Origin of the sequence: Dialister succinatiphilus YIT 11850, from assembly GCF_000242435.1 — a bacterium.
Taxonomy (GTDB): Bacteria; Bacillota; Negativicutes; order Veillonellales; family Dialisteraceae; genus Dialister; species Dialister succinatiphilus.
This window is the reverse complement of the sequence record NZ_JH591187.1, coordinates 857,373-870,168: the sequence shown is the minus strand read 5'-3', so window position 1 is coordinate 870,168 and position 12,796 is coordinate 857,373. Positions and strand designations below refer to the sequence as shown.

Annotated in this window: 10 protein-coding genes and 1 other RNA gene; all 11 read left to right on the top strand. The window is 49.1% G+C overall.

From position 1 onward, the window contains the following. The 11 genes from dtd (at position 1) to rimO (ending at position 12,783) form a co-directional block, all read left to right on the top strand. Positions 1-450: a D-aminoacyl-tRNA deacylase gene (gene dtd / locus HMPREF9453_RS03810; protein ID WP_008859254.1), complete on the top strand. Its 450-nt coding sequence runs from the start codon at positions 1-3 to the stop codon at positions 448-450. 12 nt (positions 451-462) lie between these two features. Beyond that, positions 463-1,107: an MBL fold metallo-hydrolase gene (locus HMPREF9453_RS03805; protein ID WP_232217314.1), complete on the top strand. Its 645-nt coding sequence runs from the start codon at positions 463-465 to the stop codon at positions 1,105-1,107. Continuing rightward, positions 1,104-2,156, top strand: coding sequence for an AI-2E family transporter (locus tag HMPREF9453_RS03800; protein ID WP_008859252.1), 1,053 nt, complete (start codon positions 1,104-1,106; stop codon positions 2,154-2,156). Before HMPREF9453_RS03805 ends, HMPREF9453_RS03800 begins: the two co-directional genes overlap by 4 nt. 10 nt (positions 2,157-2,166) lie before the next feature. After that, complete coding sequence (locus HMPREF9453_RS03795) at positions 2,167-2,634, top strand: Fur family transcriptional regulator (RefSeq protein WP_008859251.1); 468 nt, start codon at positions 2,167-2,169, stop codon at positions 2,632-2,634. A 271-nt stretch (positions 2,635-2,905) separates the two neighbouring features. Beyond that, positions 2,906-4,168, top strand: coding sequence for a histidine--tRNA ligase (gene hisS, locus HMPREF9453_RS03790; RefSeq protein WP_008859250.1), 1,263 nt, complete (start codon positions 2,906-2,908; stop codon positions 4,166-4,168). A gap of 45 nt (positions 4,169-4,213) precedes the next feature. Then, positions 4,214-6,022, top strand: a complete 1,809-nt coding sequence (aspS, locus tag HMPREF9453_RS03785) for an aspartate--tRNA ligase (RefSeq protein ID WP_008859249.1) — start codon at positions 4,214-4,216, stop codon at positions 6,020-6,022. A gap of 54 nt (positions 6,023-6,076) precedes the next feature. Continuing rightward, a non-coding RNA gene (ssrS, locus tag HMPREF9453_RS11195) (6S RNA) lies at positions 6,077-6,259 on the top strand. A gap of 223 nt (positions 6,260-6,482) precedes the next feature. Next, a complete protein-coding gene (locus HMPREF9453_RS03780) occupies positions 6,483-7,796 on the top strand; it encodes a replication-associated recombination protein A (protein ID WP_008859248.1) in 1,314 nt (437 codons plus the stop codon). A 12-nt stretch (positions 7,797-7,808) separates the two neighbouring features. Next, on the top strand, positions 7,809-10,319 hold the full coding sequence (locus tag HMPREF9453_RS03775) for an FtsK/SpoIIIE family DNA translocase (RefSeq protein WP_008859247.1): 2,511 nt from the start codon (positions 7,809-7,811) through the stop codon (positions 10,317-10,319). Between the two features lie 83 nt (positions 10,320-10,402). Next, positions 10,403-11,446: an ABC transporter substrate-binding protein gene (locus HMPREF9453_RS03770; protein ID WP_008859246.1), complete on the top strand. Its 1,044-nt coding sequence runs from the start codon at positions 10,403-10,405 to the stop codon at positions 11,444-11,446. After that, on the top strand, positions 11,443-12,783 hold the full coding sequence (rimO, locus tag HMPREF9453_RS03765; RefSeq protein WP_008859245.1) for a 30S ribosomal protein S12 methylthiotransferase RimO: 1,341 nt from the start codon (positions 11,443-11,445) through the stop codon (positions 12,781-12,783). Before HMPREF9453_RS03770 ends, rimO begins: the two co-directional genes overlap by 4 nt. The last annotated feature ends 13 nt before the right edge of the window (positions 12,784-12,796 follow it).

The window sequence follows — 12,796 nt, the reverse complement described above, 5'->3', positions numbered from 1 at the left end:
ATGAGAGCAGTGGTACAGCGTTGTAACTGGTGCAGAGTAGATTCGGAGGGAAAAGAAGTTTCCTCCATCGGGAAGGGACTTTCCGTCCTTCTCGGCGTGAAAAAGGGAGATTCAGAAAAGGATGCCGACTACATAGTTGACAAAATTCTCCACCTCCGTATTTTTGAAGATGAAGCAGGGAAACTGAACCTGTCTCTTCTTGACATCAAAGGGGAGCTTTCCATCGTTTCCCAATTCACTCTCTATGGCGATGCCCGCCATGGAAGACGGCCCAGTTTTACGGAAGCCGAGGCGCCGGACCGAGCCGATGAACTTTACCGCCTGGTGGTGGAAAAATGTGAAAGAGAGAGCCTTACAGTGGGAACCGGCGTCTTCCGCACCTACATGAAGGTGGCCTTGGAAAATGATGGCCCTGTGACCATTCTTCTTGACAGTGAAAAGAATTTTTAAAACCGGAGCTATATGATGAAGATTATGTACATGGTCCTTGGACCTTTCATGACAAACACATATATTCTGTACAATGAGGAAACCATGGAAGGGCTGGTGGTAGATCCTTCCTTCTCGCCGGAGCATTATATAAAAGCCATCAGTGAAAAGAAAATCCATCTCAGGTCCATTTTCCTCACTCACGGGCATGTAGACCATATGGCCGGCATGAATGAGCTGCGAAAAGCGTTTCCGGCGGCCAAAATGTACATGGATAAAAGGGATCAGCCTTTTTTGCGGGACCCGGAGAAGAACCTGTCCTATATGTTTCCTGTGCCCACTTTAGTGGACGATGCAGATGTATGGGTGAAGAACGGCGATGAAATTGAAACCTGCGGCTATACATTTCAGGTCATCGACACGGCCGGCCATACGCCCGGCGGTATTTCCTTCTACATGAAGAGGGAAGGCCTTGTATTTACAGGAGACTCCCTTTTTCAGGGTTCCATCGGCCGTACCGATTTTCCCGGCGGAAGCCTTAAAGAGCTGACCGGCACCATTAAGAAGAACCTCTTTTCTCTGCCTGACAGTACGGTGGTTCTTTCCGGACACGGAGAGCAGACCACCATTGGACAGGAAAAGAAGACAAATCCTTTCCTTACCGGAGGCATTCTATGAAATGGGGTGTTGAATTCTGGCTGAGGGTGGCCATTGCTGCCGGCTTTGCAGCCATCATCATAGCAGCGCCATCGGTGCTCTTTCCCTTCGTAGTGTCTCTTATCATCACCACCCTCCTGAATCCTGTGGCCCATGCGGTATACGGGCAGACCCAGAAAATGGGATGGACACGATTTCCCTATGATTTTGCCATCCTCTTTTCCTTTGCTCTTTTCATTGCAGTGATTTACCTCATCGGCGTCCATATCTTCGTACCTTTTATTTCCGAATTCCAGGAGTTCATTAAAAGCGTACCAGGGATGCTGGCAGCGGTGCAGCAGGCTGTTCCGGAACTGGAAAAGCAGTATCAGCTTTCTCTGATGCCGCCGGAAGCCAAATCTCTGTTTGCCCGCATCCTCCAGGATATTGGTGAATATACGCTGAAAATTGCTTCCTTCAGCCTGTCTGCTATTTTTTCCTTTGCCAGTACAGTAGTGGAACTCATTGTGGTGCCCTTCATTACTTTCTATATGATGAAAAGAGGAGGGTACTTCGTCAATGCGTTCATCCACATTTTTCCAGATCGTTTCCATCATCATCTGGAAGAGCTTTTTAAGGAAATCCATTTTGTGCTGAATGCCTATATTCGTGGTCAGCTCCTTCTTTCCACCTTGATGGCAGTGGTGGTTTTTATAGGCATGTGGACCCTGAATATTCCCTATCCTCTGGTCATCGGCCTACTGGCGGGCATTGTGGAAATGGTTCCTCTCATCGGCCCTATCATCGGCGCCATTCCGCCGGTGCTTCTTGGTCTCCTCCAGGGAACCACTGTCATGCTTCAGGTCATCTTTTTCTATATTATCGTGCAGCAGGTGGATGGACATTTCGTTATGCCCAAACTTATGGGCAGCATTATTAACGTGCACCCGGTAGCCATTATTGCTGGTGTCCTTATCGGAGGCAAAATCTTCGGTGTCCTGGGCATGATGATTGCAGTGCCCCTGGTGGCGGTGCTGCAGATCCTTTTAAAACACATGTGGTTCTACGACAGATATAAAAAAGTAAGATAGCGGAGGGATTATGCGAAATATGAAAAAATCGACCATTATGAATACCCTGAAAAAGAAAATCAGGGAGCATAAGTATAAATTCACCACTCAGCGCCAGATCATTCTGCAGGCTTTCCTGGACAGCAAAGAAAACCATATGAGCGCTGAAGATGTATATGAAATGGTACGGGACGAAAATCCCGACATCGGTCTGGCCACTGTGTATCGTTCCCTGGAGCTCTTCACCCATCTGGAGCTTCTAAAAAAACTGGACTTCGGCGACGGCAGGAGCCGTTATGAATTAAATGACCATAACCTGTCCCACTCTCATCATCATCTCATCTGCCTTGGCTGTGGGAAGGTGACAGAATTCTCCTACGACTTCCTTAATGAGGTAAAGGAAAAAATCAAAAAGGAAAACGGCTTTGACATTGTAGATTACCAGCTGAAATTCTATGGCTACTGCAGGGACTGCGCTAAAAAGAATCAGAATCTGTGAGGAGCATGATCCGCAGGCCAGAGGCGTGTTAAAAGGGCAGCTTTCAGCGCTGACAGACGCGGCCCAACCTGTGAACCCTTTGCCTGCAGGAGAAGCCAGCTTAAAATACTTCCCTGCGGTACCCTCATGCTGAAGACCTGTCCAATTTCAATTTGCCAATATGCCCTGTAAGATGGTACAATTTAATTTGTTAATGTAAGCGGAAAGAGGAGATTTTCTTTCCGAAAGAATGCCTTTGCAGAAAAGTCTGTAAAAATAAAGAGGTGTCATTATGCAGGCATTAAAAGGAACCCATGATATTCTGCCTGAAGAAGTGTACAAGTGGGATTATATGGAGGGAGTCATCCGGGATGTATGTGCCCGGTATGGATACAAGGAAATCAGGACTCCTATTATTGAAGCTACCGAGCTTTTTCAGCGCGGTATCGGTGATACCACTGATGTGGTAACGAAGGAAATGTATACATTTACGGACAGAGGAAACCGTTCTGTGACCCTTCGTCCGGAAAATACGGCCTCCGCTGTTCGTGCCTATCTGGAACACAAAATGTATGGTGACCAGCAGGTACATAAGATGTTCTATATTGGTTCCATGTTCCGGTATGACCGTCCCCAAGCCGGAAGGTACAGGGAATTCCATCAGTTTGGTCTGGAAGTGCTGGGCGCATCCTCTCCTTTGGCTGACGCAGAAGTCATTGCCATGGCCTGTGAAATTTTCCATAAGCTTGGACTGAAGGATCTGGATCTCCACCTGAATTCTATCGGCGATAAGAACTGCCGTCCCGCTTATCGGAAGAAACTTATCGAATTCTTCGAAGGGAAGAAAGACCAGCTCTGCGATGACTGCAGGGAAAGACTTTATAAGAATCCTCTGCGCATTCTGGACTGCAAGGAAGAAGGGTGCCGGAGAGCTTCTGTAGGTGCTCCGGAGATTACAGATTATCTCTGTGATGAATGCCACAGGAAATTTGAGGCAGTGAAGCACTACCTCGACAGCCTTGGTATTTCCTATACTGTAGATCCCAGATTGGTACGGGGCCTTGACTACTACACCAATACGGCCTTTGAAATTCAGTACCCGCCCCTTGGCGCCCAGAGCGCAGTCTGCGGTGGCGGCCGGTATGACGGACTGGTCGAAGAAATCGGCGGGCCCTCCACACCGGGCATTGGTTTTGCCATTGGTCTGGAAAGACTGCTTCTGGCTCTGGAAATGCAGAATCTCATTCCTGCCCCCAAAGCACAAAAGAGAGTTTATATTGCCGCTCTTGGTGAAGATGCTGTCGCAGAAGGATTTAAAATCCAGGAAGAGCTGCGGGGTCTTGGCATTGTAACGGATATGGACCTGCAGGGAAGAAGCCTTAAGGGACAGATGAAACAGGCCGGTAAGCTGGCTTCCCAGTTTACAGTCATTATCGGAAGCAATGAACTGGAAAAAGGCGCTGCTGCCGTAAAGAATATGGATACGGGCACACAGCAGGATATTCCTTTTGCTGATATAGCCGGTTATATAGCTAAAGAAGAACATAACTCGTAAGGGTTGTCATTCTTTATATAAATTATTTTAAAGAGGTGCTCTAATATGGAAACAATGGCAGGGATGAGAAGATCCTGCGGATGCGGTAAGGTAACAGAAAACGACTGTGGTAAGGAACTGACACTGGCAGGGTGGGTGAATACCCGCCGAGACCATGGTGGTTTGATTTTCATTGACCTTCGTGACAGAAGTGGTATCGTACAGCTGGTATTAAGTCCCCAGTACGGTGAAGAAGCTTTCCACAAGGCGGAAGGTGTAAGAAGCGAATACGTTCTGGCTGTGAAAGGCAAAGTTCGGGAAAGAAGCGCTGACACCGTGAACCCGAAAATGAAGACCGGCAAGGTGGAAGTAGTAGTTTCCGAACTCCGCGTCCTGAACAAGGCAAAGACTCCGCCATTCTATGTAGAAGACGGCATTGATGTGGATGAAAATGTCCGCCTGAAATATCGTTATATCGATCTGAGACGTCCGGAAATGCAGAACCATCTCATCATGAGACATAAGATTGTCCATGAAATGAGAACATTCCTGGATGAAAATGATTTTCTGGAAATTGAAACTCCTATGCTCACTAAGAGCACCCCGGAAGGCGCCAGAGACTACCTGGTACCAAGCCGTGTAAATCCGGGCAAATTCTATGCCCTTCCTCAGTCCCCGCAGCTTTTCAAACAGCTCCTTATGGTTTCCGGACTGGAAAGATACTTCCAGGTGGCTCGCTGCTTCCGTGATGAAGACCTGCGCGCCGACCGTCAGCCTGAATTTACCCAGCTGGATATGGAACTGTCCTTTGAAGATCAGGATTTCATCCTTGACCTCATGGAACACATGATGCAGAGAGTCTTTAAGAAGGTCCTGAACAGGGATATTGAAATCCCCTTCAAGAGAATTAAATGGGATGATGCCATGAATCTTTATGGCTCTGATAAACCGGATCTTCGCTTTGACATGCACTTCTATAATATTTCCGACCTGCTTCGGGATACCGGATTCAAAGTATTCCGCTCTGTCCTCGATAACGGCGGCGTGGTTAAAGCCATCAATGTAAAAGGTGACGCAGCCATTCCGCGTCGTGAATTGGACGGCCTGGTAGACTATGTAGGCCACTATGGCGCTAAAGGTCTGGCATGGATTGGCTTCAACGAAGACGGCAGCCTGAAATGCCAGATTACCAAATTCCTGGGCGAAGATAAAATCCGTGAAATCGGAAAAGCCTGCGAAGCAGAAAAAGGCGACCTGGTCCTCATCATTGCCGACAAGCCGAAGGTGGTGGCCCAGGCTCTGGGTGAATTGCGCCTTGAAATGGCCCGCCGCATGAACCTCATCGATCCCAACGAATTCTGCTTCCGCTGGGTGACCGATTTCCCCATGTTCGAATACAGCGAAGAAGAACACCGTTATGTGGCAGAACATCATCCTTTCACCGCACCGCGGGATGAAGATGTGCAGCACCTCCTCACCGATCCTTCCAAGGTTTATGCCAAGGCCTATGATATGGTACTGAATGGCGTAGAAGCCGGCGGCGGCTCTCTCCGTATTTACCAGGAAGACCTGCAGGAAAAGGTATTCAAAGCCATCGGCATTTCCCAGGAAGAAGCAGAGCAGAAGTTCGGATTCCTCCTGGATGCATTCAAGTACGGTGCTCCGCCTCATGCAGGCATTGCCCTGGGCCTCGACCGCCTCGTCATGCTTATGCTCCATCTGGATTCCATCCGCGATGTTATCGCCTTCCCGAAGACCCAGAGCGCCATTGATCCTCTGACCCAGGCTCCGTCTACGGTAGCAGACAAGCAGCTCAAAGAACTTCATATCAAAGTAGACATCAAGAAGGAAAAAGATCTCTTTGAAAAGGCATAATTTTCTGTCATAGTCTTGTAAAATGATAGGATTTTTGCTACACTATCTGTAAAGGAAACCCTGCTGTGCACGTCGTGCCTTCTTATTTTGAACCAACACCTTTATAACGGGAGTTCAGCGCTGATGAGGTGAGTCAATGCCCCGTACGGGGACTGTTCAAGAAACCTTGTCTCAAGAACACCCACCTGCAATTATGCAGACTCAAAATACGGCAATAAACGACATGGTGGGGCTAATAACAATGAAGCCGTCAAGATATTCTTGGCGGCTTTTTTGATGCAGAGGAATAGGCTCTTAGCGGCTTAGAGCTTCAAATTAGTCGGTCTGCTTCCTGATAGAACAAAAATGACTGCCAGGCGTCGGGGTATCTCATCCTTTTATATGGAAAATCTGTTTGATTTTTCTTTCTATCCATGGGATAATAGAGGGGAAACATTTGTATTTGAGCGAGGCACCGATTATGGACTCTTTATTTGATTATGACAATGGAAAACCTGTTTCTTATGCACCCCTGGCAGACCGCATGAGGCCGGAGCGGCTGGAGGATATACTGGGCCAGGAAGGAGCAGTAGGAAAGAATTCTTTCCTTTACCGTATGATTGAGCGGGATACCATTCCATCTATCCTTCTTTTCGGACCTCCCGGCTGCGGGAAGACCACCATTGCTTCAGTAATCGCGAAGATGACGCACAGTCATTTCGTGAAACTCAATGCCACGGCCAGCGGCACGAAGGATATCCGGGACGTGGTGTCTCATGCGAAGGAGGAGCTTTCCTATTACCAGCGCCGGACCATTGTTTTTATTGATGAAATCCATCGCTTTAACAAGGGGCAGCAGGACCTTCTTCTTCCCTATGTGGAAGACGGCACCATTATCCTTATCGGTGCCACTACGGAAAATCCCTATTTTGAAATCAATCGTCCTCTTCTTTCCCGGGTGCGGCTTATCCGTCTCCAGGCTCTTCCGGAAAGTGCGGAAATTGAAATCCTGCGCCGGGCGTTGACGGATAAAGTTAAAGGGCTTGGAAACTATGGATATCAGGCATCGGATGATGTATTGAGAACCATTTCTTCCTATGCATCCGGTGATATCCGCATGGCCCTGAACCTCCTGGAACAGGCCTCTTCCCTTCTTCCCATGAAGGGGACTCTGACGGATAGAGAAATCAAAGAGGTTGCAGGAGACCATGCTTCCGTATATGATAAGAACAGTGATTATCATTATGACATTGTATCCGCTTTTATTAAGAGCATGCGGGGAAGCGACCCCGACGGGGCTCTTCATTATCTGGCACGCATGATTAATGGGGGAGAGAAGACCTCCTTTATTTCCCGGCGCATTATGATTTGTGCCGCCGAAGATGTGGGGCTGGCGGATCCCCGGGCCCTTCAGGTGGCGGTGGCAGCAGCGCAGGCATCGGAAATGGTGGGGCTCCCGGAAGCAAGGATTCCTCTGGCGGAGGCGGTGCTTTACATCTGTTTGGCGCCGAAGAGCAACAGCGCTGTTATGGGCATCGACAATGCCCTGGCCGAAGTAAAGACCCGGTCTGACTGGTCTATTCCCGACTATCTGAAGGATGCTCATTACAGCGGCGCCCATGAAATGGGACATGGAAACGGCTATCTATATCCCCATGATTTCGGCGGCTGGGTGGACCAGCAGTATATTCCCGATGAGCTTAAAGGCCATGTCTATTACAAGCCTGTGAGAAACGGGGAAGAGGCTTCCCTTTCCCACCGGTGGGAAGAGCGGACAAATAAAAAACAGGAGTGAGTTATTGACAGTATGAAGAAGAAGACCACTTCCGCCAGACGGCGGACCCATGATGGATCTAAAAATTATGAAATATCAGGCATCGTTATCTTCTGTTTTGGCATTTTTGCCTTTATCAGCCTTTTTGGTGGAGGCACCGGTATTATGGGGAAATGGGTGAGCGACGGCATTCATTTCCTTTTTGGCCTGGCAGCACCGGCAGCGGCACTGTTTCTGGTCCTGTTCGGCGCTCGGTATGCCCTGGCATCCCGGGGAATCTCTATGAGCCGGAGAAATGTGCTTCTGGCTGTTCTGTGCGTTCTTTTCCTCTGTCTGGTACATCATTACTATGTGCCTAAAGGCAGGGAAATGGAAATTTCTGAAATTCTTTCCTATGGCGGCATTATCGGAGGGAGCCTTACCTCTTTCTTCCATCTGGCTCTGGGAGAAATCGGAACCACTATTCTCCTTCTTGGATTCATGGTGGTGGATGTTCTCCTCCTTACCCACTGGTCCCTGTCCAGGGGAGCGGAAAAGGTGGGCACCAAAGCCCAGAAAATCGGCGAGAAAACCGGGGAGAGACTGGGCGGCATGGCCCAGAAAATCCGGGATAAAAAGGCAGCTTTGGATGCTGCCCGTTCTGCTGCCCGGCTGGAGGAACTGAAGGATAAGCCGACTGAATTTATCTTCAAGAAGAAAAAGAAAGAGGAACCGGAAGTAGAAGAAGTAACGGAAGAGGCACTGCCTCAGGATCCAACGCTTCTGGAAGAAGCGGCTTCGGAAAAACCTCAGGAAGAAGCCGTAGAAGAAGGGGCGGTAAAGGAAACTCCTCCGGACACGATGAAAGAAGAGGAGAGGGAACCGGCAGATGAGGAAATGATGCCGCCTCCGGTGCCCCTTGCTGAAAGTGAAGAACCGGAAGAGGAGGAAATGGAAAAGGAAAACGAAACTCCAAGTGAGGAAACTCCTTCATCTCCAACGGCAGAAGAAGGAACGCCTTCCCGCCCACCGGTGACAGGCATTGTGAAGAAGGAGTACAAATTTCCGCCCCTGTCCCTGCTGCACACGGACCATGCCAAAGGGGAGAGTCAGAGCGATGTGGCTAAAAATGCATCCATTATCGAATCTACTCTGAAGAGTTTCGGTGTCATGGCCCGGGTCATCCATGCCAGCGTAGGCCCTACGGTGACCAGGTTTGAACTTCGGCCGGAGGTGGGAGTCCGGGTAAGCAGAATCGAAGGTTTGTCCAATGAGCTGGCCATGGCCCTGGCAGCCACCCATATTCGCATTGAAGCGCCGATTCCCGGCAAGTCGGCGGTGGGTATTGAAATCCCGAATTCCCGGTCCGCTTCTGTTCCTTTAAGGGATGTACTTGACAGCAGCGAATTTAAAAATGGGAAAGGTCACATTCTGGTGGCCCTGGGTAAGGATATTACGGGGAAGCCGGTAGTCACAGACCTTTCTAAAATGCCTCATCTTCTCATAGCCGGATCTACGGGTTCCGGTAAATCGGTGTGCATTAATTCCATTATTACCAGTATTATTTACCACAGCCGGCCGGAAGATGTGAAACTTATGCTCATTGATCCGAAGGTGGTGGAGCTTTCCGTGTACAATGGTATTCCTCATCTGCGCACGGAGGTCATTACCAATATGAAGAAGGCTGAAGGCGCTCTGAACTGGGCCGTCCGGGAAATGGAAGCGCGCTACCAGCTCTTTGCCGGGGCCAGGGTCAGAAATATTGAGGGATATAATAAGCAGAATCCCGATAAGAAAATGCCCTATATTCTTATCATAGTAGATGAATTTGCAGACCTTATGAACGTGGCGGCCAAGGAAGTGGAAGTGCTGATTCAGCGCCTCACCCAGAAGGCCCGGGCTGCCGGCATTCATCTTATCCTGGCTACCCAGCGTCCTTCGGCCGATGTGATTACAGGAGTTATCAAATCCAATATTCCCAGCCGTATTGCCTTCATGGTGGAATCAGCGCTGAACTCCCGCATCATCCTTGATGAAGGAGGTGCAGAAACCCTTCTTGGAAAGGGGGACATGCTCTTTAAACAGGCCGGGGCTCTGACCACAGTCCGTATTCAGGGTGCTTTCATTTCCGATGAGGAAGTGGAGACAGTGGTGGATTATGTAAGAAAAGAATGTATGGAACAGGAAAAGGCGCCGGTCACATATGAACCTATAGACCTGTCAGTACCTGAAAAGAATGAAAATACGGGGGCTGAAGAGGAAGAAGAGCAGGACAGCCTTTTGGAAGAAGCGGCAGAATGGGTGCTTGATACGAAGAGAGCTTCCGTATCTGCTCTTCAGCGCCGCTTCCGCATCGGCTATACCAGGGCAGGAAGGCTTATGGATTCCATGGAGCGCCTTGGCATCGTTGGACCTGCCGAAGGAGCTAAGCCCCGGGATATCCTCATGGATAAACTAAAGGCCCAAGATCTCTTCGAACAGATGAAAAACGGCGGACCCGCAGAACCTCAAAAGGCAGAGACCGAAGAAGGCGGGGTCCGGGCAGGCGGTGAAAGTGCCGGCTGAAGGACAATTTTTTCATCCCTGTAAAAGGGAATTCTGTGAATGAGCTGGTACTTCTATGATATAATTCTGCAAGAGGTGGTTCCATGAAACGACTGGCTTCTGTTTTTCTATTTTTACTGATGGCAGCCCTTGCGTTCTTCGGGATTCTCCGTTTTGCGCGGCAGCAGGCGGAAGTGAAGGCGGAAAAAATGAATCCTTCCGAGTATGTGACAGTGTATACGGATATGCCGAAAGGCATGCTGGAAGCTCTTGGCAATGATTTCTTCCAGGAAAGCGGACTGAAGATGAACGTGGTGTATTTGTCCAAATCCCAGCTTCAGAGCAGGCAGGATGCCAGCGATATGCCAGCGGCGGATCTGTACATTACATCTCAGGATTCTCTCATGAAGATGAAAAAAGAAAATATGCTTGTTCCCTATGCTTCCGCCCAGACCGACACGGCGCTGAATCTTTTCAAAGATGAAGAATGCTACTGGACAGGCCTTTGGGTAGATCCCGTGGTGTTTGCGGTGAACGAGGACTATGTCAGGAAGCATCCGGCCTTTTCCTATAGCTGGAATGAGGTGCTTACCAGGAATTCTCTGCGCCTTTCTATGACCGATTTCATTGCCGCCGATATGGCTGAGGATTTACTCATGTGTCTGGCTGAGCACTTCGGCATCGGGGAGACCTTTTCCCTTCTGGGTAAGGCCCAGAACCATATCGTACAGTACGGGAAATACCTGTCCACGCCTTCCCGCATGGCAGGCATGGGAAAGTGCGATATCGGTATTTCCGGTCTGAATGAGGCTGTCCGCAGCCGTCAGGAAAAACTTCCTGTGGTCATTATGTATCCGGAGGATGGCTCCCCCTGGTACCTTTTCGGTGCCGGTATTTCTGCTGATGCCGCCTATCCGGGCAGAGCCCAGAAACTTTTGAACTGGCTTCTCACTTCTTCCGAATACAAGGCAAGAATGGAAGAAAACCAGTATTATTATGTATATGTCAATGATTTCAATATGGCACCGGACAGCGGCGGCCATTCCCTGGAATTCTGGAATCTGGAAAAAGTATATTTCGATGAAGGAAGAAAGGATCTCCTCACACAGTGGGGCGAGAAGATACGTTTTGGAGGTACGAACAGTTGAAAAAGAAACTTGGATTTATAAGCCTGGGATGTTCCAAAAACCTGGTGGACACGGAAATGATGGTAGGTATTATGGAAAAGGCAGGCTACGAGCTCACTGAGGATTTATCCGAAGCACAGGTAATTATTATTAATACCTGTACCTTTATCGACCCCGCCAAAGAGGAATCGGTGGAGACCATTCTGAAGGCGGCGGAATACAAGAAAACAGGAAAATGTGAAAAGCTGGTGGCTGCAGGATGTCTGACCCAGCAGTATAAAGAAGCGCTGGGAAAGGAAATCCCTGAAGTTGATGTATTTATTGGTACCGATTCCTGGCAGCACATTCTGGACGCGGTGAATGAATCCTATGAAAAGGATGAAAAGGTGTATAGCTTTGATACCAATCCCTGCGCCAATGAGGAACTCATTCCAAGGCAGACCCTGACACCAAAGTATTCCGCCTATGTGAAAATTGCAGAAGGCTGCAGCAATGGCTGCACATTTTGCTACATTCCCTATGTGAGAGGACCCATGCACAGTCGTTCCATTCCTTCCATTGTTCATGAGGTGAGAAGACTGGCTGCTGAGGGTACACGGGAATTCAACCTCATTGCACAGGACCTTTCCTGCTATGGCAGGGATTTGAAGAACGGAACAAACCTGGCCGCCCTTCTTCGGGAGCTGGTAAAGATTGAAGGGGTGAAATGGATCCGTCTGTTCTATCTGTATCCCACTTATTTTGACGATGAGCTGCTGGACGTGATTTTGAAGGAAGATAAAATCTGCAAGTACGTGGACATTCCTCTCCAGCATATCAGCGATTCCGTGCTGCAGCGCATGCACAGAAGGGATTCTTCTGCAAGCATCAGAACCCTGCTTCACAAGCTTCGGGCCGCTTCCCCCAGAATGACTATCCGTACCACCCTCATGGTGGGTTTCCCGGGAGAAACGGAGGAAGATTTCAAAGAGCTCTGTGATTTCATCAGGGAAGTCCGCTTTGATGACATGGGAGCCTTCAAATTCTCTCCCCAGGATGGCACACCGGCAGCCAGAATGACCGACCAGATTGAAGAAGATGTAAAGGAAAATCGGTACCATGAACTCATGGCTATTCAGGCGGGAATTTCTGAAGAAAACAACGAAGACCTCATCGGCGTGGAAACAGAAGCCCTGGTGGAAGAACTGGTGGACGATGGAGAAGGCCACACGCAGGCAAAAGGCCGCACCGCCTTCCAGGCGCCGGAAGTAGACGGCAGCGTGTATATTGACAATCCGGGAGATTTGAAACCCGGTGATTTTGTAAAGGTCAAAATCGTAGACGGCTACGCTTATGACCTCATTGCGGAAAGAATCTGACTTTCCAGGAAAA